The sequence below is a fragment of the Microbacterium sp. RURRCA19A genome, from assembly GCF_900156455.1.
Taxonomy (GTDB): domain Bacteria; phylum Actinomycetota; class Actinomycetes; order Actinomycetales; family Microbacteriaceae; genus Microbacterium.
The window spans coordinates 153,188-175,567 of sequence record NZ_FTNQ01000005.1 but is presented as its reverse complement, the minus strand read 5'-3'; the positions used below and the strand labels follow the sequence as shown (position 1 = coordinate 175,567).

At 70.5% G+C, this 22,380-nt stretch carries 19 protein-coding genes; 7 read left to right on the top strand and 12 right to left on the bottom strand.

Translation table 11 applies throughout. From position 1 onward, the window contains the following. Nucleotides 1-5 precede the first annotated feature (5 nt). The 3 genes from BW982_RS16200 (at nt 6) to BW982_RS18325 (ending at nt 1,875) form a co-directional block, all read left to right on the top strand. Nucleotides 6-590: a hypothetical protein gene (locus tag BW982_RS16200; RefSeq protein WP_076495065.1), complete on the top strand. Its 585-nt coding sequence runs from the start codon at nt 6-8 to the stop codon at nt 588-590. A 452-nt stretch (nt 591-1,042) separates the two neighbouring features. Then, the gene (locus tag BW982_RS17970) at nt 1,043-1,315 is read left to right on the top strand and encodes a hypothetical protein (protein ID WP_139327511.1); all 273 of its coding nucleotides are present in this window, start codon (nt 1,043-1,045) and stop codon (nt 1,313-1,315) included. A 44-nt stretch (nt 1,316-1,359) separates the two neighbouring features. After that, entirely contained in the window at nt 1,360-1,875 is a 516-nt protein-coding gene (locus BW982_RS18325; RefSeq protein ID WP_175611131.1) for a G5 domain-containing protein, read from the top strand. Here BW982_RS18325 and BW982_RS16185 read toward each other — a convergent pair. Beyond that, on the bottom strand, nt 1,872-2,165 hold the full coding sequence (locus BW982_RS16185) for a helix-turn-helix domain-containing protein (RefSeq protein WP_076495062.1): 294 nt from the start codon (nt 2,163-2,165) through the stop codon (nt 1,872-1,874). The genes BW982_RS18325 and BW982_RS16185 overlap by 4 nt on opposite strands. Nucleotides 2,166-2,589: 424 nt before the next feature. Here BW982_RS16185 and BW982_RS16180 point away from each other — a divergent pair, with 424 nt between their 5' ends. Next, a complete protein-coding gene (locus BW982_RS16180; RefSeq protein ID WP_139327510.1) occupies nt 2,590-5,031 on the top strand; it encodes a hypothetical protein in 2,442 nt (813 codons plus the stop codon). A 217-nt stretch (nt 5,032-5,248) separates the two neighbouring features. On the opposite strand, the gene BW982_RS16175 is transcribed toward BW982_RS16180, so the two are convergent. From BW982_RS16175 to BW982_RS16145, 6 genes are all read right to left on the bottom strand, one after another. Next, complete coding sequence (locus BW982_RS16175) at nt 5,249-6,244, bottom strand: hydroxyacid dehydrogenase (protein ID WP_076495058.1); 996 nt, start codon at nt 6,242-6,244, stop codon at nt 5,249-5,251. After that, a complete protein-coding gene (locus BW982_RS16170) occupies nt 6,241-9,468 on the bottom strand; it encodes a glycoside hydrolase family 3 C-terminal domain-containing protein (RefSeq protein ID WP_083696763.1) in 3,228 nt (1,075 codons plus the stop codon). The genes BW982_RS16175 and BW982_RS16170 overlap by 4 nt, the downstream gene beginning before the upstream one ends. Nucleotides 9,469-9,620: 152 nt before the next feature. Then, on the bottom strand, nt 9,621-10,694 hold the full coding sequence (locus BW982_RS16160) for a LacI family DNA-binding transcriptional regulator (protein ID WP_076495057.1): 1,074 nt from the start codon (nt 10,692-10,694) through the stop codon (nt 9,621-9,623). Between the two features lie 47 nt (nt 10,695-10,741). After that, nucleotides 10,742-11,701 carry a carbohydrate ABC transporter permease gene (locus tag BW982_RS16155; protein WP_083696762.1) on the bottom strand — a complete coding sequence of 320 codons (960 nt, stop codon included), beginning with the start codon at nt 11,699-11,701 and terminating at the stop codon, nt 10,742-10,744. Next, entirely contained in the window at nt 11,694-12,641 is a 948-nt protein-coding gene (locus BW982_RS16150; protein ID WP_076495055.1) for a carbohydrate ABC transporter permease, read from the bottom strand. The genes BW982_RS16155 and BW982_RS16150 overlap by 8 nt, the downstream gene beginning before the upstream one ends. After that, complete coding sequence (locus BW982_RS16145) at nt 12,638-14,005, bottom strand: ABC transporter substrate-binding protein (RefSeq protein ID WP_139327509.1); 1,368 nt, start codon at nt 14,003-14,005, stop codon at nt 12,638-12,640. Before BW982_RS16145 ends, BW982_RS16150 begins: the two co-directional genes overlap by 4 nt. 152 nt (nt 14,006-14,157) lie before the next feature. On the opposite strand from BW982_RS16145, the gene BW982_RS16140 reads away from it, so the two are divergent. From BW982_RS16140 to BW982_RS16130, 3 genes are all read left to right on the top strand, one after another. Continuing rightward, nucleotides 14,158-15,159, top strand: coding sequence for a LacI family DNA-binding transcriptional regulator (locus BW982_RS16140; RefSeq protein ID WP_076495052.1), 1,002 nt, complete (start codon nt 14,158-14,160; stop codon nt 15,157-15,159). After that, complete coding sequence (locus tag BW982_RS16135; protein ID WP_076495050.1) at nt 15,156-16,070, top strand: alpha/beta hydrolase; 915 nt, start codon at nt 15,156-15,158, stop codon at nt 16,068-16,070. The genes BW982_RS16140 and BW982_RS16135 overlap by 4 nt, the downstream gene beginning before the upstream one ends. Nucleotides 16,071-16,131: 61 nt before the next feature. After that, nucleotides 16,132-16,743, top strand: a complete 612-nt coding sequence (locus BW982_RS16130; RefSeq protein ID WP_076495048.1) for a DUF1349 domain-containing protein — start codon at nt 16,132-16,134, stop codon at nt 16,741-16,743. A gap of 24 nt (nt 16,744-16,767) precedes the next feature. Here the strand turns inward: BW982_RS16130 and BW982_RS16125 are convergent, their stop codons facing one another. The 5 genes from BW982_RS16125 to BW982_RS16105 form a co-directional block, all read right to left on the bottom strand. Then, entirely contained in the window at nt 16,768-17,892 is a 1,125-nt protein-coding gene (locus BW982_RS16125) for an NAD(P)-binding domain-containing protein (RefSeq protein ID WP_076495046.1), read from the bottom strand. 9 nt (nt 17,893-17,901) lie between these two features. Further along, the gene (locus BW982_RS16120; RefSeq protein WP_076495044.1) at nt 17,902-18,516 is read right to left on the bottom strand and encodes an asparagine synthase; all 615 of its coding nucleotides are present in this window, start codon (nt 18,514-18,516) and stop codon (nt 17,902-17,904) included. 47 nt (nt 18,517-18,563) lie between these two features. Continuing rightward, the gene (locus BW982_RS16115; RefSeq protein ID WP_076495042.1) at nt 18,564-18,992 is read right to left on the bottom strand and encodes a YdeI/OmpD-associated family protein; all 429 of its coding nucleotides are present in this window, start codon (nt 18,990-18,992) and stop codon (nt 18,564-18,566) included. Nucleotides 18,993-19,133: 141 nt separating this feature from the next. Further along, nucleotides 19,134-21,563, bottom strand: a complete 2,430-nt coding sequence (locus tag BW982_RS16110; RefSeq protein ID WP_076495040.1) for a glycoside hydrolase family 2 TIM barrel-domain containing protein — start codon at nt 21,561-21,563, stop codon at nt 19,134-19,136. Further along, nucleotides 21,560-22,225, bottom strand: a complete 666-nt coding sequence (locus tag BW982_RS16105) for a TetR/AcrR family transcriptional regulator (protein WP_076495038.1) — start codon at nt 22,223-22,225, stop codon at nt 21,560-21,562. The genes BW982_RS16110 and BW982_RS16105 overlap by 4 nt, the downstream gene beginning before the upstream one ends. Between the last annotated feature and the right edge of the window lie 155 nt (nt 22,226-22,380).

Here is a 22,380-nt window from a genome sequence, read left to right as displayed (position 1 = left end):
AAGGCATGACGACACCGATACAGACCGTCTCAAAGAAGAAGACCACGGCCGCAGCGAAAACGAAGCGAAGCAAAGCTCCGGAGATCCGCTGGCAAACGGAGGTTGCCCATACCCGCCATCGCTGGTGGTGGTACGTCGTCGTCGCATGGATCGGGTGGACGCTCGCCCTGCTGCTCTTCGCCTACGGCGACTGGAGCGCAGGACTCGCCGTTGTTTTCGCCGCGGTTGCACTCATCATCATCAACGTCGGAAAGCCCCGCACCTGGGTAGTGACCGTCGATAAAACGGCCATTCATATCGAACACCCCAGCCGTCGTAGCGACCACCATGATCTGCCGCTCCAGAGGTATCGAGGCTTTACTGTCGTCGATATGCCTCAAGGCAGGCGAGACGACGCCCAGCGCGCCGTCGCCCTCCTCCCGCGGTTCGGGCTGCGCCCCGCCCAATTCCTCGTGCTCCCGACCGACTCCCACGACGCTGACAGAGCGATCCAGCAACTGAGTGACGTGCTCCCATACGACGACGCCACAGCGTTTCGAAGAAGCGACGCCATCATCTCGGGGTTGGCCAGGTGGCTAGGACTCAGCTAAACCCGCGCAAGCAGGCGACTCACCGTACTGCGCTTATGCTGCGGTACTCGGGCTCGGCAACACCAGTGAATTCGGAGACGGGAAAGCGGGAGAGGAGGTCTTACGGGCCCGCAGGTTAGATTCGCTAGTTTCGATTCCCCGGAGCGGTTTGAGCGCCACATGTAGCGGACATCGCGAGGCCGAGACGCTAAAGACTATTGACAGAATGCCCGACAAATGCGATAATAACTCAGATTTGCCTTTCATCTGATACGAAAAGCATGAAGCCACATAGTTGAGTGTCCGGCCATAAGACTTGGCCCTAAAGGTAACTCCTCGAAGTCGTCTCATCGGCTGTGGGAGCGACGGCATCAGCCATCAGCCATCACCCATCACTCAGCGTGACGGGATGGTGCAGTCGCTCCTGCAACCGCAGGAAATGGAGACACAACACACAATTCAAGGAGAAGCCCATGCCCGGAACGACGAAAGTGGACCCGTCGCTGCCACAGCGCGCTGGCCGAGCCGCATCATCCTGGCGAGCCAAATTGCCGAAGCTCGAGGGGTATCGGCAGCGTTCGCGTGTGCCGGCCGCGGGCAAGAAGCGTAGTCGGGACTACGCCATCACAGTCTTTTCGGCCGTCCAGCCCGAGATCGATCCGCAGCGCCTGGTACGCGCGCTGTTCGCGGCCTTCGCCGACTACGAGATTGCCACGCAGGGAAGAAAGAAGAAGCGTCACCGCTAACGCTTGCATTTCTATGTATATGAATTCATAATCACCGCCAAGATATGGCGAAAAACTGGAGTGATCTATCTCGACGTGAAAAGTGGGCCGGTGGCCTTGCGGTACTAGCGGCCGCCTTGTTCGTTGGTGGCGCTGCAAGCGGCATCCCGAACACAGCGCCCGCCTCAACGTCCAATTCTCCTGCGGTCGTCGCACAACCGGTCGTTGAGACAAAAGACGTCGAAATAACAGAGGCGATCCCGTTTTCGAAGACCTCGTATTACAACTCGCTTCAGAACGCCGGTACTAGCGTCATTTCGACTCAGGGTGTTGATGGCTTCAAGACGAAGACCTACTCGGTCGTCTATAAGGACGGTGTTGAAGTTAACCGTTCATTAAAGAGCGAGGTTGTCACACAAGAAGCTATTGCTGAGGACACATCTATCGGCACCTATGTCGAACCCGCAGCAGCGGAAAGTTCGAGCGGTGCAACGGCGAAGTGTCGGGACGGTTCATTGAGCTACAGCGCGCACCGCTCTGGAACCTGCTCGCACCATGGTGGCGTCTCAGTTTGGTATTAGCTCCTCCGTCGTCGATCCCGCACGTCGACACCGGCCGCAATCAGTGCCTTCTTGATCGTCGCGTCGCTGAAGCCCATCTTCAGCCGGATCTGCCGGATCGATTCTCCAAGCTCGTAGAGTCTGGCTGCTTCGACGACCCGACTCGGAGAGATGCTGGCGGGTCGCCGCTCGACACCCATCTTGTTGAGCCGGTTGTGGATCGTCCATTCCGTCGTGCCGATTTCCCGAGCGATGTCGGCTACGCGCATCCCACCCCCGTAGCGCTTGACGATCTCCTCGTTCTGGCTCATAGTCAGACGCGGAACAGCACGGTTCGGCGGTGAGTAAGTTCGCTCCACCCGTTCCCCGGATGCACGATTACAGAGGTCGCGCAGTCTGTTTACCTCTGAGGAAGAATTCAAGTAGCGTCCTAGCAGGCGCACACTGTGTTGAGACAGTGATCCAACGGCCTCCGCCTCGGCGGGGGCCGTTGTCGTTTCCACAGCCTTCCCCATCGCCGCCCGTTTCGCCGCGGCTCGCGACTTCACACCGATGCGGCCCCACGGTGCCACGAACGGGCATGACCGGGCGTGAGTTGCCACTATTTGTCGCCTCCACGCGCTGCAAGCGGCAAATGGCGGCAACTCACGTGAGCCCAGGTCTCTTGACCCACGGCCGCTGTTCGCGCTAGTTTGCGCAACAAATCCCTATTGTTTCTGCGACTAAGGACTTGATGTGACAGAGCCGTCCCTTCCCCTTCCCCGTCGTGACTTCTCGCGGCGCTCCATGCTGCTCGGGTCGCTCGTCGGCGCCGTCGCCGCCGGCGCCGCGCTCGGCGGCGGCCTGAACCGGCCCGCCCTGGGTACCGTCCCCGCCGCCGGCGGGCTCATCGACCCGGCCCTGGCGGGCGTCCACCCGCGCCTGATCCTCGGCACGCGGGTGTCGCTCACCGAGCTCGCCCGACGCGCCGCCGCGCCCGCCTACGCACCGTTCGTCAACAGCCTGATCAGCTACGCCAACGGCCGCGCGGCCCTCCCGACGATCACCGGCAACGGCGACGACGGGCAGTGGCAGACCGTGTACTGGACGCTGCCCGAGCTCGCGATGGCGTACCTCATCACCGGTAACTCGACCTATTCGACGAAGCTGCGGAACTGGACGCTGTACGTCTGCGACCCGGCCACACGGCCGCAATGGGGCGGGGAGAACGGCGGGTCGATGGGCGCCGCCGCCGGCCTCATCGGCGTATCCGTCGCCTACGACTGGTGCTACGACCTCTTCTCCCCCGCCGAGCGCGCCACCATCCGCGACAAGCTCGCCCTGCAGGCCGACCGCCTGATCGAACAGTTCGGCAACACGTCGATCGCGACGGATGCCTACTGGAAGAACGACCCGCAGCCCAACCACCGCCACTTCCGAGTCGACGGCATCACCGCGGCCGCGGCGGCGATCCACGGCGACGGGGCGTCCGACACCGGCGAGAGCGACGACTACCGCCTCGAGTTCGCGCGCTCCCAGCTGCGTCACGTCCTGACCTGGATCTCACCCGACGGGTCGCAGCACGAGAGCATCACGTACGCGAACTACGGCAACGAGCACATCGTCCGCGCCGTCGACATCTTCGACGGCATCGGCGGGGGCGACCTGTGGGCGGAGCCCGAGCTCCCGGGCATGGCCTCGTTCAAGGTCGACATGTCACTGCCGGGCTACCCCGCGCAGTTCTGGTACGGCGACACCGACGGCAGCCAGTACTACTTCAACCCGTTCCTGTGGCGGATCGCGGGCAAGTACGGCGACGAGCAGGTCCAGGACTTCCTGCATCGGCTGTACACCTCCGGGTCCGCGGGTGCGACGTCGTTCTTCTACAACGCGTGGAACCTGCTGTGGTTCGACGACTCCCTCGCCGCCACGGGCCTCGACGACCGGCCGACCACACGCCTGTACAGCGACCTGGGGGTCGTGGCATCCCGGTCCGGATGGGCGAGCACCGACGTCTCTCTGCACGTGAAGGCCGGCGTCATGGGCGGTCGGCGACTGAACCAGTGGCGCGACCGCCTCGGCCCCAACGCCACCTACATCAACGTCGGCCACGACCACCCCGACGGCGGCCACTTCAGCATGTCGTTCGGCGGAGCCGTCTTCGGCTCCTACGCCCCCTACGGCGCGTACCTCACGAAGCAGACGAACGCGATCGTCGCCGGAAGCGATGTGGGTCAGGCCGGCGAACGGGCGACCGGCTTCACGCAGCCCTACACGGACATGCGCGATCGAGCGTCGATCCCCACGGTATGCAGTCTCGGCGACGACACGATCATCGCGGCCGACGTCACGGGGCTGTACGCCGCGCCGAGCACCTCAGGGATCACGCGGGCGCGTCGGACGATCGCGTTCCTCGACCGGCAGACCGCCGTGATCGTCGACGACGTGACGGCCGGGACCGCAAAGGACATCCACTCGCTCTTCCACAGCAAGGGCACCGTGACCGACGTCACCGGCGGGTCGGACATCGCCCAGACGATCGGCTCGAGCACGGTGACGGCGCGGTACCTGCAGTCCTCGCCCGACAGCGGCGCGACGTACTCGCACGCGGCCGACACGCTGGCGGTGCTCGGCACGACGTGGCGGTCGACGGTCCCCTCGGCCACCGCGGCCCACTTCGCGGCGGCTCTCGTGCCGCAGCGGTCCGCCGCGGACGCCGCGACGCTCACGTCGGCGACGGCGAGCGGGCAGCTGAGCGCCGACCTCACCCGCCCGGGACGGATCGACACGGTGGCCGTCGCGACGACCACCGACGGCCGCGGCAGCCTCTCGGCGCCGGGAGCCCAGGCGGACGCGCGCGCGCTCGTCGTCCGCCGCGCCTCCTCCTCGGCCGACCCGAGCGTCCTGACCGTCGTGGATGCCGCGTCCGCCGTCGTGGCGGGAGTCAGCGTGGCCGTCCAGGGCGGTCGACGGAACCTCCGCCTCGAGGTCGAGACGAGCGACATCCGCATCTCGCTCGTCGGCGTGCTGCCGGACGACCTGCCGGGGGCCGACCTCGTGCTCGGGCAGCTCACGCCCGGGGCGATCGACGTCACCGTCGACGGGACGGTCCGTCACCTCACGGTGGGCGGCGACGGGAAGGTCACGGTCACGCTCACCCCGGCCGACCGGCACGAGGTCCTCGTCCCGCGCCCCTGACGCCACCGACTCGGAACTCCCGCCCGCGCCCGACAGGGGTGCGCGGGCGGGAGTTCCTTCTGAGGGGCAACGGATGCCGTGAGCCGCGCGGCCCTCTCAGCGATAAACGCGATCCGCGGCGGGAAACGCGACGTCGCGCCGTTTCCCGCCGTCGATCGCGTTTATCGGTGCAGGGGGTGGGGCGTGATCGGGCCGCGCAGCCGCGCGGGACCCGGCCTCAGGCCAGCGTCGGCAGCAGCCCCGGATCGACCGCACCGGTGAGGGGCTGGCCGGCGCGGTAGCGCTGCACCTCATCGAGGATGAACGCCCCCATCTCGCCGATCTCGCTCCCCTGGACGCCCGCGGCGTGCGGTGTGCACACGACGTTCGGGAGGCTCAGCAGGATGTCTCCCGGCGCCAGCGGCTCGGGTTCGGTCACGTCGAGGACGGCGTCCAGGCGTCCGCTGAGACACTCGGCACGGAGGGCATCGTGGTCGAGGAGGGCTCCGCGCGCGGTGTTGATGAGTGTCGCGCCGTCGGGCAGCAGCGCGAGACGCCGCGCGTCGATCATGCCGCGCGTGCCGGGCAGGCTCGGCGCGTGGAGCGTGAGGATGTCGCTGTGGGCGCACAGCTCGTCGAGCTCGAGCTGCCGCGCGCCCATCGCCCGCACGACGGCGGGGTCGACGACGGGGTCGTACACGGCGACGTCCCAGCCGTCGGCGACGAGCCGCTGGATCACCCCGCGGCCGATCGCGGACGCCCCCACGACGCCGATCCGCAGGCCGAAACGTCCGCGGCGTCCGCGCACCGGCGGGAACCCTCCGAGCCGGTACTCCTGCGCGAGGGGCAGCGCACGATGGGCGCTCAGCATCACCATGGCGACGGTGTAGTCGATGACCGGGGCGGCCCCGACCCGCACGGCCGAGGTCACATCGAGTCCCCGGCGCCACGCGGCATCGCCCACCACGTTCTTCACCGATCCGGCGGCGTGGAAGATCCCGCGGAGCCGGGGCGCGCGGGCGAGGAGGTCGTCGTCCACGTGGATCGCTCCCCAGCTGGTGAGGAGGAGCTCGGCCTCCGGCAGGTGCTCGGCGACCGGGTCGTCGAGGGAGTGCAGGGGCCGGTCGTCGAGCAGGTCGACGGTGCGGTGGAGTGCGTCCCGCAGGCGCGGCGGGAAGACCTCGGGAACGACGTCCTCCCACATCGACAGCAGGACGCGAGGACGCCGGGTCATGCGCCGGCCCCCGTCACGATGCCGCCGAGGGAGGCGCGCACGGCGGGCTGGACCCGCCCGCTCCAGCGGACGTCGTCGGCCGAGAAGCCGAGCGACACGGTGAACTCCCCGGGCTCCGTCGTCCACGCGCCCGCGGCCGGAGACCAGTGCGCGAACGCGCGCGGCGGGATCTCGATCCGCACCGTGCTGCGCACGCCCGCGTCCGCCTCGACCGCGGCGAACGCCGCCAGCCACAGCGGCGGTCGGTGCACGGCGGATTCGCCGCGGGACAGGTACACCTGGAGGACGTGCCGTCCACGGCGACGACCGGTGTTGGTGAGGTCCGCAACGAGGAAGAGACGGTCACGGCCCTCCTCCACGCGCACGGGACCGAGCGCCCACGCCGTGTACCCGAGTCCGTGCCCGAACGGGTAGGCGGGTGCCGCGTCCGCGGTCGCCCACGCGCGGTACCCGATGTTCAGGCCCTCCCGATAGCTCAGGATGCCGTCGCGCGGCACCACGTCCGAGACCGGGGCGTCCTCGAGGCGCGCGGGCCACGTGGTGGGAAGACGTCCGCCGGGTTCTTCGCGGCCGAGCAGGACGTCCGCGAGCGCGGTGCCGAGCTCCTGCCCGCCGAACCACGTCAGCAGCACCGCCGCCGCGTCGTGACGCCACGGCGTCTCGACCGGCGCACCCGCGGCCACGACGACGATCGTTCGAGGGTGGGCGGCGACGATCGCGGCGACGAGGGCGTCCTGCTCGGGCGGCAGCGTCAGGTCGGCGCGGTCGTGCCCCTCGGACTCTCCTCCGGCGGGCGTGCCGACGCACACGATCGCCACGTCCGCCTCCCGCGCCGCGGCGACGGCGGTCTCGAGCGCGGACGCGGGGTCGGCCGCGTATGCGCGGCCGAGGCGGACGTCGAGGATCCGCAGCGGAAGATCCTCCGGCGCGTCCGCCGAGACGCGGACACGGATCGCCCGCCCCGCGACGACGTCGATCGCGGCGCCGAGCGGGTCGGTGTGCGCGATGTGCGCCCCCTCGACGCGCGCTCCGCCGTCCGCGGCGGCGACGGGTACGCCGTCGATCGAGAGAGTGCCCGCGGCCGGGATGTCGATCCCCAGGCGCAGGAGCCCCGAATGCGGCGGCACGACGTCGAACTCGATCTCCAACCGACGTGCTGCGTCGGGCAGGTCGCCCAGCCAGATCACGCGCGCGGTCGCCCGCCGCTCGTCCGAGAGCACGGCGCCGTCGCCGTCGAACAGCCGCGCGCGCACGGCGCCGACGGTCCCGTCGGGTGCACGCAGCTCGTCGGCCTCGAACGGCTCCACCCGATCGGACACGGTCCCGTCGACGACGGTGAGATGGATGCCGGGCTCCGCCGCGAGCGCCTCGGCCGGTGTCGACACGCGCACGGGGAACACCTCGGAGCTCCCGCCGCCCTGCACGCGCGGACGCGTCGCGCCTGGCCCGAGAAGGGCCACGCGCAGCGGCGCGTCGGGCGTCCCGCCGAGGGGAAGGATGCCGTCGTTCTGCAGCAGCACGGCACCCCGCGTCAGCACCGTGCGCGCCAGGCGGCCGGAGTCGACCAGCGAGAGCCGCGGCCGGAGTCCACCGCCGAGCGCGCCGGTGCGCTCGGCGAGACGCAGGATGCGCCGGACCTTCTCGTCGATGATCGCCTCGGGCACGTCGCCCGCCTCGACGGCGGCGCGGAGCGCTGCGCCCCACGCGCCGCGCGGCCCCGGCATCTCGAGGTGCTGCCCCGCCGCCGCGGCGGCGACCGACCGCACCGCGGACCAGTCCGAGACGACCACGCCGTCGAATCCCCACGCGCTGACGAGCGGATCGTCCAGGAGACGGTTCTCGCTCATCGTGACCCCGTCCACGGCGTTGTACGCGCTCATGATCGCCCCCGCCCCCGCCTCCAGGGCGACGCGGAAGGGTTCGAGGTAGAGCTCGTGGAGCGTGCGCTCATCGGCATCCACGGACACCGTCATGCGCTCGGTCTCGGAGTCGCCGAGCACGTAGTGCTTGGGGCAGGCGACCACCTCGCCGTCCTGCAGACCCCGGACGTAGCCGGCGGCGATCTCTCCCGAGAGCACCGGGTCCTCGGAGAACGACTCGAACGTCCGGCCCCCGAGCGGGCTGCGGTGGAGGTTGACGGTGGGTCCGAGGACGACGTCGACGCCGTGGCGCACCGCTTCGTCCGCCACGGCGCGTCCCGCGTCGCGCGCGAGCGCGGGATCCCACGTCGCCGCGAGGGCACCCGCGGACGGGAACACGACGGACGGCTGCCGCTCGTCCATCGTCGGGCCGCGCACCCCGACCGGTCCGTCCGAGAGCACGAGGGGCCGGAGGCCGATGCGCGGCACGGCGGCGGTGGACCAGAAGTCGCGACCCGTGACGAGCGTGATCTTCTCGTCGAGCGTCAGGGCGGCGAGCGCGCCCTCGACGCCGACGACCGGCATCCGCTCCGGCACGGGATGCGCGTCGAGCCAGGCGGTGGCGGCGGCGAGTGCGTCCCGCAGGGGCGGGAGCTCGGGATGCCATCGCCGCTCCCACTCGAGGCTGAGATGGCCGTCGTATCCGCGGGAGTCGAGCTGCAGCAGGATCTCGTCGAGCGGGATGCCACCCGCACCGGGGAGCACGGGGCGCCCGTCGCCGCGTCCGACGACGTCCTTCACCTGCACGTGCCGCAGCCACGGCGCGAGGAGCGCGACCGTCGTCGAGACGGGCTCCCCCGCCACCCACGGGTGCGCGATGTCCCAGATCGCGCCGACGTGCTCGTCGTCGACGGCGTCGAGGACCCGCGCCACGGCGAGGCCGGTCGGGTGCGAGTCGTGGGTCTCGAGCCAGAGGTCCACCCCGGTCTCGCGCGCGACACCGGCCGCCGCGCGCAGTCGGCGCACCAGGACGGCATCGTCCGCGCCGCCGGGGAACACGCGGATCGCCGGGAAGCCGAGGTCGCGGGCGAGGTCGGCCTCCGCGCGGAGGCGCGCCCGCACATCGGCATCCGTCGCGGTGGGGTCGGCGACGTTCACGTAGGTGGCGAGGCACACGCGATCGACCTCGGCGAGGACGGCACGGGCGTCCGCGCGCTGCGCGGCGGAGAGATGGACGTTCACGGCACGGTCGTCGGCGGAGCCGACCTCGACGCCGGTCCAGCCGGATGCCACGGCCGTCGCGACGACGTCGACGAGGGAGGCCTCGCTCATCCCGAGCGTGGAGAAAGCGCGTCGTCGCATCATCGAGGACTCCTTCGACAGTCGGCGAGACAGCAACAATGCCGCTCTCGCGTAGCAACATTACAGAAACAAGTTGCGAACGCAAGCGCGGACGAGCCACGAAACGGCAACGAGCCCCGCCGTGACGGCGGGGCTCGCGTGCGAGAGAGGGGGCGTCAGCGGCGCGGGGCGGCCACCGAATCGCGCACGACGACGTGCGTGCCGAGCTCGACGACCGAACCGGCGTGGCCGGGAAGCGGCTTCTCCACCGCGAGGCGCGCGGCCTCCCACCCCAGGTCGAACACCGGCAGGTGCACCGTCGTGAGCGGCGGATGCAGGCGCTGCGCGACGCGGTCGTCGTCATAGCCGACGACCGACATGTCCTCGGGCACCGACAGCCCGGCATCCGTCAGCGCCCGCACCACGTCGAGGGCGTGGAAGTCGCTGTTGGCGACGATCGCCGTCACGTCGGGATGCTCGCGCAGCAGCGCGACGGTGTGGGCGTACGCCTGATCGGGCGCGGGGCTCCGGCGCGACCGCCGCGGCGACGGGTCGGTGTAGACGGCCGCCGCGTCCAGTCCGTGGGCCGCGAGCGCGGCGCGCATGCCCGCGATACGGCCCTCGGTCGTGGAGTACTCCTCGACGCCGCCGACCCAGGCGACGCGCGTGTGTCCGCGCGAGAGGAGGTGGCTCGTGATCGCGAACGCCCCGCCGGTGTTGTCGTACCCCGCCGCGAGCGCACGATCCGCGGGGACCGGGCCCGGGCGCGCGCACATCACCAGGCGCGCGTCGATCTCCTCGAGCATCGTCGCGTAGTCGCCCAGCCGGTCGGCGTAATCGGCCGAAGCGTAGACACCGCCGACGAAGACCACGGCATCCAATTCGCGTTGGCGGGCGACGAGGCGGACGATGTCGCGTTCGCGATCGACGTCCCCCTCGGTCGGGAAGATCATGCTGATGCGCCCGTGCTCGACGGCCGCGGCGTCGATGCCGCCCAGCACCCCCGAGACCAGCGACGAGCGCACGTCGGGGACGATGACGCCGATGGTCCGGGTCGCCTCACGACGGCGGGCGCGGGCCTCGGAGTACCCGAGCTCGCGCATCGCGGCGACCACGCGCCCGCGGGTCGCCTCGGCGATCGGGTACGTACCCGACAGCACGCGGGATGCCGTCGACACCGACACCCCGGCCAGCGCGGCGACCTCGCGGAGATTCGCCCGTCGTACGCCCGTGTCGTCCGGCGCACTCATCGGATCTCGCGCTCCATACCTCCGAAGATAGCTCAGGGCCGTCTCCGTCAGCCCTTGATGCCGTTGGCCATGCCGACCGAGCGCAGGAACTGCCGCTGGAACAGCAGGAACAACCCGATGGGGACGACCATCGACAGGAACAGCGCGGCCATCATCACCGAGTACTCCAGCGCGGGCTCGATCCGCGGCAGCGCGACCGAGATCGGCTGGACCCCCGGGTCCTGGAGCACCAGCAGCGGCCACAGGTACTCCTTGTACGCCGCGACGGCGCTCAGCAGCGCCAGCACCGACAGGATCGGACGCGACAGCGGGATGACGAGCGACCACAGCACCCGCACGGGACCGGCACCGTCGATGCGCGCCGCCTCGATGAGCTCGCGGGGGATGGAGTCGAAGAAGCGCTTGGCGAGCACGAGCGAGAAGGCGCTCGCCCCGGCCGGCAGCCAGACCGCCCACATCGTGTTGAGGAGGCTGATCCCGAGACCGGGCAGATCCAGCACCGTCAGATAGAGGGGCACGAGGGAGACGATCCCCGGGATGAACAGCGTCGCGAGCACCGCCCAGTAGACGACGTTGCCCCACCGCGGTCGGAGGATCGACAGCGTGTAGGCGCCGGTCACGCAGACGAACAGGGTGACGGCCGCGCTCCCGAGCGCCATGAGGAGGGTGTTCAGCAGGTAGCGCCAGATCCCGAGGTCGTTCCAGACCACGGCGTAGTTCGACCAGTCGAAGACCGAGGGGATCAGCGTCAGAGGGTCGGTCACGAGCTCGGTGGTCGTGGAGACGGATGCCTTCGCCAGCCACACCAGCGGAAGCACGGCCGCGACGATCAGGCCGACGAGCACGACCGCCTGGACGATCCGCAGCGACCAGCGCACGACGGGGCGTCGGCGGTCGCCCCAGGAGGAGACCGAGCGGACGACCTCTTCCGGGTCGTCGTCGCGGCGGAGGCGTCGCCGCGCGGTCGGAGCCGCGGGCGGCTGGGTCAGGGTGTAGGTGTCAGTCATTCTCGTTGAGCCTCCGCGTCGAGAACTGGAAGACGATCGAGACGATCGCCAGGACCGCGGCGAGCATCACGCTGAGCGCGGCCGCCGCGCCGTAGTTCGAGTTCACGAAGCCGTATTGATAGATGAGCATCAGGATCGAGATCGAGGCGTTGTTCGGGCCGCCGCCGGTGAGGAGCTTCGGCTCGTTGAACACCTGCATGGTTCCGATGAGCTGCAGGAGGATGAGGACGAGGATGACGCCGCGGATCTGCGGCAAGGTCACGTGCCACACCCGGCTCCACACGCCCGCCCCGTCGAGCTCGGCCGCTTCGTAGAGGTCGGGCCGGACGCCGCCGAGCGCGGCGAGATAGATGATGACCGACGTGCCGGCACCCGCCCAGGTCGCCGCGAGCACCATGGAGGGGATGACGAGCTGCTCGGAGTCCAGCCACGCGAGGGGTCCGAGCCCCACCGTGCCGAGCAGCGAGTTCAGCAACCCGCTCGGACCGGGCATGTACAGGACCTTCCACAACAGGATGGCCACGACCGGGGGGATCACGACGGGGAGATAGGCGAGCGCGCTGTAGAGACCCTTCCACCGGCGCAGCTCCGACATCACCACGGCGAGCGCGAGCGGCAACGGGGCGCCCACCAGCAGCCCGATCGCGGTGAAGAGCACCGTGTTGAGGATCGCCCGGGGCAGCACCGGGTCGGTCAGCACGTACTCGAAGTTGTGCAGGCCCACCCAGCTGCTGGTGAGGAAGTTCGTCTTCTGGAACGACAGCACGAGGCCGCGCACGATCGGGCCCCAGGAGAAGTAGGCGAAGACGAGGACCAGCGGTGCGCCGAAGGCGAGGGACCACAGTCCCCCGCTCCGCGCCCAGCGCTGCACACGCGGGAGGAGGCCCCCGCGCGCCTCGCGCGCGGGGACCCCGACCGGTACCGAGAGGACTCGAGTCACTGCGAGATGATCCGTTCGATGCGGGAAGCGGCATCCTTCACGAGCGGCTCGATCGGTGTCGAAGGATCGGTCAGCACCGCCTGCACGGTCGACGCCAGGTCGGCGTAGACCTCCTGCGCCCGGGTCGCGGGCTCGGGGATCAGCGGGATCTTCGTGAGCGAGTCGGTGTAGCTCGTGAAGTGCGACGCATCGACGTTGGTGTCGTCCGCGATCCACTCGCGGTACTGGGTGTAGGCGTCGGCGCTGAGGGGCGACAGTCCGGGGAGGCCGACGATGCCGCCGTCCGTGATCACGGCCTGGGCGTTCGCGACGGCCGTGTCCTTGCTGGTGAACTTGCCGAAGTAGTAGAAATCGACCCACTTGGCGGCGGCGAGCAGCTGCTCGGGCGTCGACTTCGGGTTCGTCATCTGCACCGTGCCGCCCAGGGGCGTACCCGACGGAGTGCTGCTGCCCTGCGGAAGGTGCGAGGCGCCGATGACCGACAGATCCATGTCGTACACGTTGTTGAGCCACTCGTACGACGCCACGGGAGCGACGAACATGCCGGCGCGGCCGGCGGCGAACTCCTGCATGATCGTCTTGAGGTCCATGATCACGGACGATCCCATGGACTTGTCGGTGGAGAACATGTCGCGCAGACCCTGGAGCGCCGCGATCGATGCGGGGTCGTCGATCGTGACCGCGTCACCGGCCGGGTTCTCGATGGACCCGCCGCGCGAGTACACCGACGCGGTGTAGATCCAGCCCGCCTGCCCCTCCTGCGTGATCTGCAGGTAGCCGGGGTTGCCCGTGGCCTTGGTGATGGCCTTGGCCGCGGTGCGGACCTCGTCCCACGTGGTCGGCGGCTTGTCCGGGTCGAGGCCGGCCTTGGTGAAGAGGTCGCGGTTGTACATGAGGGCGACGGTGTCGACGGTCGTCGGGATGCCGTAGGTCTTGCCGTCGGCCTGTGCGGGCTTGAGCGTGTCGGGGTTGAGTCGGTCCAGCAGTCCGAGCTGGTTCACGACGTCGGTGAGGTCGGCGACCTGGCCGTTGGCGATCACCTGCTGCGTGTTGGTGAACGGCACTCCCATGACCGTCGGCATGGTGCCGCCGGCGACGAGGGCGGAGAACGACCCGTTGTCCCAGCGCGTCTCGCTGGGTTCGATCGTGATGTTCGGGTTCGCCTTCTCGAACTGGTCGACGGCGTCGAGGAAGCCCTTGCGCGCCGCCTCCGCCTTCGTGCTGGGCAGGTCGCCGACGGTGATGGTGACGCTGGCGCTGGGATCGATGGCCGGCTGCTGCTGCCCGCCGGCGCACCCCGTGGCGGACACGGCGAGCGCGCCCACGACGATCGCGCCGAAACCGACGCGGGTACGGAGATTCATCATTGAAACCTCGAGCTCTCTCTAGTGCTGGATCGGATCTTCGGATCGCGACGCTGCGATGCTAGTTGAAATATTTCAATTCATGCAAGGATGAACATGGAGATCCACACGAGCCACAATGGATCCCAGCCACCAAGGGAGGAGGGCGAGCGATGGCAGACCAGGACTTTCCGTCGATGCACGACGTAGCCCGCGTCGCAGGCGTATCGATCGGGACGGTTTCCAACGTCTTGAACAAGCCTGAAATCGTGGCCCCGCCGACGCTGCGCCGCGTCCGGTCCGCGATCGACGAACTCGGGTGGCGACCGACCGGACGCGGGCGACGCGCACCGGCGGGTCCGGACCTGGTCGGCGTCGTCCTCGCGGGCGCGGAACCGCACCGCGCCGCACTCCTGGACGGAATCCGTCGCCGGCTGGCGCTGGGCGGCGCGCAACCGCTCGTCACCTTCCCCGCCGACGAGCCCACGGGGCTCGACGACGCGGTGCGCGCCCTCGAGCGGGCCGGTGTCCGCGGCATCCTGATCGAATTGACCGCCGGAGCCGAACCCGTCGCCGTGCAGGCGGCGGAACGCGGGGTCTCGGTGACCGTGATCGGTTCGCCCGCCACGTCCGAGCTGAGTTCCGTCGCCGTCGACGACGAGGCCGCCGTCGCCCTGGCGGTCGCGCACGCCCTCGACGACGGGCGGCGGCGGATCGTCCTCGTCCATCCACCGCACGACAGGTCCGGCGCCGAGCTGCGGCGCGCGGCGGCGCGCGCGGCGGTCCACGCGGCGGGGTTCGACCCGGCCGAGGTGCTCGTCGAGCACGACGCCCGGGGTCACGACGGCGCCGCCGGACGCGCGGCGGTGGAGTTCCTCGGGGAGCGCGGAATGAGCTTCGACGCGATCATCCTGCCGGACGACCGCACCGCCGCGGGAGCCTGGCGGCGACTGGCCGAGGACGGCGAGGCGAACGGCGGTCGACGCGCCCTGGTGATCGCCGGCCAGGACTCGGAGGTGGCCGAGGCCCTCGGCATCCCGGGTATCCGGACGCCCCTGACGGCGATCGGCTACCAGGGCGCCGACATCCTGCTCGCCGAGCGGAAGGATCCCCGCCGCGCCCGCGTGCGCCAGGTCTTCCCCGTGGAGTTCGTCGCGCGGGGGCCGCGTTCATGAGCCTGGATGCCGTCATGGCCCACGCGCTGCGGGACGTGCTCGACTGGGACGACTACGCCCGCGCGGTCACCGACCTGACGTCCGCCTACGTCCGCCCGCCGGTCGACGTGTCGGAGCAGTCCGCCCCGGGGCCGCGCGGACCCGTGCGGATACGCGTGTACCGCCCGCTCGAGGCCGCGACCGACGCACCGGGGCTGCTGTGGGTGCACGGGGGCGGCTTCACCGCCGGAGACATCGACATGGCCGAGTCCGACGTCGTGGCGCGCGAACTCGTCGCCCGGGCGGGCGCGGTCGTGGCGAGCGTCGACTACCGTCTCGCCGGCCCGGGAACACGGTTCCCCGCTCCGCTGGACGACGTCGACGCCGCGTGGACCTGGCTCCACGGACGGGCCGAGGAGTTCGGCATCCACCCGGCACGCCTGAGTCTCGGCGGGTGCTCCGCCGGCGGCAACCTCGCCGCCGCGACGGCCTTCCGCCTCGTCGACCGGGGCGGTCCGCAGCCGGCCGCCCTGGTGCTCGGGTACCCGCTCCTGCACTTCCCCGTGCCCGGCGTCGAGATCGACGGGGTGGACGACCTGCCCGACATCCTGCGCTTCGGACTCGCCCGTGACATCGACGTGATGCGCGCCTACGTCGGCCGCATCGACGACCTTCCCGTGGATGCCATCCCGGGGAGCCGGAATCCGCGCGGCCTGCCCCGCACGCTCCTCGCCCTCAGCGAGATCGACGAGCTGCGCGGCTCGGGCGAACTGTTCGCGGTGCAGCTGGGGGACGCGGGGGTCCCGGTGCGCGTCGAGGTCGCCGCGGGGATGCCGCACGGACACCTCAACATCCCGCCGATCGCGGCCCTCCCGGAGATCGGCCGCACGCTCGACGCGATCGTGGACGTCCTCGGCGACACCGTCGCGTGAGTCTTCGCACCCGACGGTGCGCCCCGGCTCGCGGGGCGCGCGGACCGGCCAGAATACGAGCATGCTCTCACTCGACGGTGTCCCTCTCGAACTGATCGACCTCGACGACGCCGGATGGGCCGTCCACGACGGCGATCTGACCGTCCGCGCGCGGGCCCACAGCGATCTCTTCGTCGACCCGAGCGGCGGCGGGGCGACGGCGGCGGAGTCGCAATCCAACGCCGTGCGTCTGCTCGGCGCGGCGCCCGACGGAGACTGGACCCTGTCGGCCGAGGTCTCCGTCGACTTCGCGGCCACCTTCGACGCGGGCGTGCTCCTGGTCTGGCTCGATGAGACCACCTGGGCGAAGCTGTGCTTCGAACGCTCACCCCAGGGGGCGGCGATGGTCGTCTCGGTCGTCACGCGCGGCGTCTCCGACGATGCCAACTGCGCCACGATCGCCACCGACCGCGTCGCGCTGCGTGTCGCGAAGGTGGGCGGCGTCTTCGCCTTCCACTACAGCCTCGACGGCACCGTGTGGCACTTCGTCCGCGCGTTCAGCCTCGGCGCCTCCCGCGAGGTTCTCCGGGTGGGTTTCGAGGCGCAGAGCCCGACCGGCGACGGATGCGACGTGCGGTTCCGCGACGCGCGCTTCACGCGCCACACCCTCGGCGATCTCCGCAGCGGCGAGTAGTCCGCGGCGCCGCGCGGCGCCGCGTCAGGCCGCTCGCTCGGACAGGAGCCGCTTCCGCAGCACGCGGACCGCGTCGCGGCCCGCCCGGTTGGCCCCCACCGTGGACTGCGACGGACCGAATCCGATGAGGTGGACACGCGGCTCGTCGGCGACCTGCGTCCCCGTCATCCGGATGCCCCCGCGGGCGTTCCGGAGCCCGAGAGGGTCGAGATGCCGAAGGTCGGCCCGGAAGCCCGTGGCCCAGAGGATCGCGTCGACCGGGGTGAAAGAGCCGTCGGCCTCCCGCACGCCGTCGGCCTCGATCTCGGTGAACATCGGGCGACGCACGAGGGCACCGCGCTCCCTCGCCGCGACGGCGTAGGGCAGCCACGCGAGATCGGTGTAGGAGACCACGCTGCCGGACGGGTTCCCCGCCTCGACGTCGGCGACGACCTTGGCGATGACCTCCCGGCCCGCCGTCTCGGGGGTGAACTCCCCCGCCCGGAACACCGGCTCCCGCCGGGTGTACCAGAACACCGTCGCGACCCGGGAGATCTCCTCCAGCTGCTGCACCGCCGAGATGCCGCCGCCGACGATCGCCACGCGGAGACCCGCGAACTCGTCGAGCGAGACGTAGTCGCGCGTGTGCAGCTGCCGCCCGCGGAAGGTCTCCTGTCCGGGATAGTGCGGGAGCACCGGGTTGTTCCACGTGCCGGTCGCGTTGATCACCGCCCGCGTCTCCCACACCCCCGCGGTCGACTCCACGCGCAGGTCGCCGTCGGGGTCGGCATCCGCGGAGCGCACCGCGGTCACGGTCACCGGACGCAGGATCGGCGGCCGCAGGTGCTCCTCGTACGCGGCGAAGTACGCGGGCACCGCATCCCGGCTCGACGCGGTCGAATCGATCGGCGGCTTCGGGAAGCCGGGCAGATCGAAGATGCCGTTGACCGTCGACATGGTCAGCGACTCCCAGCGGTGCCGCCAGGCCCCGCCCGCCGCCGACTCGGCATCCAGCACCACGAACGAGGGGGCGTCGGGGTCGCGTGAGGGGTCCAGGGCGCTCACGAATCCGGCTCGGGCGAGGTGATGGGCGGCCGAGAGCCCCGCCTGCCCCGCACCGATCACCACGACGCTCGCCCGACGTCGCTCACCCGCGGAAATCGCCACCATCGGTTCGCGTCAGGCCGAGGTCGATTTCTTCTTCTTCGGCGCCGGAGCCTCCGCCTCGTCACCGGCGGCCGCGGCCTGCTCCTTCGCGCGCTTCTTCGCCTGAGAGGCCAGGCGCGCGAGATCGACCATGCGCAGCGCATCCATGCGGGCGCGACGCATCGTGGCGTAGTCGGGATCGGCATCCGCCGTCATGCCCTCGACGTCCAGCCGCTTCGACAGGTTCGCCTCGACGTCGCCCCACGCGGCCGCGCGGGCCGCGGCGACGAGGGCGTCGACGCGCTCGGCGTCGCCGGCGAACGCGCGCAGCTCCTTCGCCACGCCGTGCGACTGACGGGCGCGGCGGCGGAGGTTGCGGGTGTCGCGGTCGCGGTAGTCGTGCGTGCCCGACGAGTCGGAGAAGCGGCCCCAGGCGCGCTTGCGCTGCTGGGTCACGCGATCCGCGGCCTGGTCCTGCTCGGTGGCGAGGGCACGCAGGGTCTCGCGGGCGAACTCCGCGAACACCTCACCGTCGAAGTGTCCCCCGCGGGCGATCGTCTCGACAAGGATGCGATTGCGTACGGTGAGCCGCGCCGCGGCCGTCGCGATCGACAGCCCCTCGGCGATGGCATCCTTCGTCCGGCCCACGCGACCTCCCGCTCCAGGCTATCGGTCGCGCCGTCGGTCGACGGCGGTCAGGACAGGGCGGTGACGATCTTCTGGATGCGACGGGCCCGCGTCTCGGCCGCCTTCGCCTCGCCCACGCTGCCCGCGTGCGCCTTGCGCGTGCTGGGGGCCAGCGCGTCGAACGCCGCCCGGACGCCCGCGGCGTCGAGCGCGGCGGCGAGATCGTCGGGGAGCTCGACGAGGCGCTCGGTGGTGTCGAGGGTCAGCTCGACCGTGATCGGGTCACCGCCCGCGAGTTTCGTGGCCTTCCGCTTGTCGGCCGAGAACGGGATGAGGTGACGCCCGCCCATGACCGCAAGCGTGCTGGTGTAGACGTACCCGTTGACGTCGACCGTCACCGCGGCGCGTTTCCCGCCCCCCAGTCCCTCGACCACCTCGGGCGGCACCTCGATGCCGGTGTTGTTGCCCATCTGGAACAGCGTCGTCTCGAACCTCATGGGGTGAGTGTGGCAGAGTCGCGCTTAGGTCAACAGCGCCGGAATGGCAATCCCCCCGACACGTCCCGTTCGTCTCCGTATGGTCGGATCCGTTGCGGAGGGCCTCGGAGAGTACTTGGGGGCCTTCTGTCGTATCCGGGATCACCCCGCCCGGACGACGACCTCGGTGTCGCCGTGCCCCTCGGCCGAGACCCGGACGCGGATCTCCCCCGCGCCGGTGGGACGGACGACGGCGAGCGCCCGTCCGTGGAAGAGCGTCACGGATGCCGCGGAGAACGCCTCCTCGGTCGCCGCGCGACCGGTGCCGAGGCCCGCGAGCACCGCCGGCCCGTCGACCCGCACCGTGACGGGCACGTCACGGTCGCACGGGACGATGCCCGCGGCATCCTCGAGGGCGATCCGCACGAATCCCAACGCGTCGGGATCGGCGGCGATCGTGCCGGCCTCGGCCCGCGCGGTGAGCGCGACCTCGGCGGCCGCCGTCCGCAGCGCCGTCCGGCCGACCTCGACGCCGTCGCATCGAGCGACCGCGACGAGCTCGCCGGGGACGTACTCGGTCTCGAAGCGCGCGGTGAACTCGCGCGCCTCCCCGACCGGCGCGACGCCGAGCGAGACGCCGTCACGGAGCAGCTCGACCTCGTCGGCGTCGGCGTACACGTCGACGCGCGCGGGCGATCCGGGCGCGACACCCCAGGTCCACGACGCGACGGTGTCGTCCCACGACCACGGCGTGACCGCGGTCGGCCGGCCGTGGTGACGCGGCGGGTGGACCGCGATGAACGGTTCGTCGCGCAGGCCGTAGACGATCTCGCGGAAATAGGAGACGGTGCGGCGGTGCCCGGTGACGTCGAGGTCGCCGGACTCGGCCGCCAGGTAGGGGTAGGGTCCCGCGGTGCCGGTGGCGACGTACCCCGGTTCGTCGGTGTAGTCGACGCGCCCGATCCCGGCCTCGCCGAGGTAGTCCCACCCGGTCCACGTGAAGTCGCCGATCACGTGGGGCTGGCTCGACACGAGCGGCCACAGCGCCCCGATCCGCTCCGGGAACGTCTCGGACCCGACGATCACGCGGTTCGGGAACAGCTCGGCATCCAACGCGTAGCGCGAGTCGGCGTAGTTGAAGCCGACGACGTCGAGGACCGCCGCGGACTCCTCGATCGAGTCGGTCACGAGCGACGACGCATTCAGCAGGGCCATCTGCTCGCCCATCGTGGCCATCAGCGTGTTCGGGTCGGTCGCCTCGGCCTCGGCCCTCGCCTCGGCCATCCGGTCCAGGTTCGCGATGATGCCGTTGATGCCGTTGGTCACGAAGCGGGTGTCGTCGAGTTCGCGGACGGCTTCGGCGAGACGTCGGCTCCACACGGCACCGTGCGCGCTCGCGAGCTCCAGGATCTCGTTGCCGATGGAGTACAGCACGACGCTGGGGTGGTTGGCATCCTTCGCCACCATCGCCTCGACGTCGCGGCGCCAGCGATCGGCGAAGCCGACGGAGTGGTCGAATCCGGTCTTCGCCCGGGTCCAGACGTCGCCGAGCTCGTCCATCACGACCATCCCGTGGCGGTCGCAGGCCTCGAGCATCGCGCGGCTCGCGGGATTGTGGGAGCTGCGGATCGCGGTGAACCCGGCCTCCTTCAGCAGCCGGATCCGCCGGTCCTCGGCCGCGGGGATCGTCACCGCTCCGAGAGGTCCGTTGTCGTGGTGCACGCAGGCGCCGCGGAGCGTCACGCTCTCGCCGTTGATCCGCAGACCGTGCACGGGGTCGAGCCGGAGCGTCCGGATGCCGAACACCACCGTCTCCTCGTCGAGCGGCACCGCTCGGTCCTCCTCGACGAGCGTCGTCCGCAGGCCGTACAGCTGCGGATCGTCGATGCCCCAGCGTCGCGGGGCGCGCACGGAGAGGCGCTGCCGCGCCGTCGCGCGTTCGCCCGGGAGCACCGAAACGGGCGAGTCGCCGGTCGCGACGACCGTGCCGTCGGGTGCGGTCGCCTCCCACCGGACGCGCACCGTCCGCGTGTGGCGGGTCTCGTTCTCGACCACCGACGAGACCGCGACGATCGCGCGCTCGTCGTCGACGTCGGGCGTGGTGATGCGCGTGGCATCCAGGGCGAGGTGGACGGGCTCGGCGACGACGAGGTGCACGGGACGGTGGATGCCGGCTCCCGTGTACCAGCGAGAGTCTTTGTGGACGCGGGCCTCGACGGTGATGCGGTTCACCCGGCCGAAGCGGAGGTACGCGTCGAGGCGGACGGTGAAGGCGGCGTACCCGCTGGCCTCGTGCGCGGCGCGGTCGCCGTTGACGAACACGACGGCGTCGCGGTAGACGCCCTCGAACTCCAACAGCACCGTCTTCTCGCGCCAGTCGTCGGGGACGTCGAGCTCACGGACGTACTCGAACACACCGCCCGGGTAGTAGCCGGAGGTCACCCCCTGCGGGCTGCCGGGATCGCGGGCGAGGTCGCGCAGCGCATCGTGCGGGAGGGTGACGGGGACGTAGGCGGTGGCCGCGTCGCGCTGTTCGAACGCGCCGAGCTTCGGCCCCACGGTCCAGCCGTGGAGCAGGGGCGTGCGGATCACGGGGCGTCCTCGGCCACCGTGTCGAGCAGGTCCTCCAGCGCGGTCAGATCGAACCCGCGCACCAGGCCCCGGAAGTATTCGGCGAGCGCGTCGGCCATGTCGGTCGATGCCGGATCGAGGAGCCACTGCACCTGCAGGCCGTCCATCAGGGCGATCGTGGCGACCGCCGCGCGACCGGGGTGGAGTCCGGGGGCGAGCCGTCCCGCCGCCTCGATGCGTTCGAAGGCTTCGCGTGTGCTCTCCCGCACCTGTTCGTAGCGGCGGCGGAAGTAATCGTGGGCCGGGTGGTCGGGCGCGGTCGCCTCGGCCGAGACCGTGCAGTAGAGCTCGACGACTCCCGGGACGGAGGCGTTGTGCCGCGCGAGGTCGACCAGGTTGCGCAGGGTCTCGACGCCGTCGTCCTTGGTGAAGTCCACGATCGAGCGGGCGAGCTCGTCGCGGTGGTCGAGCACCGCCTGCAGCAGCGCGCTCTTGCGCGGGAAGTGGTGGAGCAGCCCCGCTTCGCTCATGCCGACGCGCTGCGCGATCTCACGCAGCGACCCCGACCGGTACCCGGCTTCGGCGAAGACCTCCAGCGCGGCATCCAGGATCGCCTGCCGGGTCGCCTCGGATTTCGCATACTCGCCCCGCTGTCGGCGGGGAGCCTGCGTCGTCTCCGTCATTGCATCACCGTAACGCCCGCACCGAACCGATCGCCGGGTGGGAGCCCTCTCACGAACCGTTCTACAACGAATTTCTAGTGGTCGCTAGTTTTTTGCTGCAAAAATCTAGCGGCCACTCGGATTTGGTGTTAGTTTCTCGCCGCAGGGCCACTCAC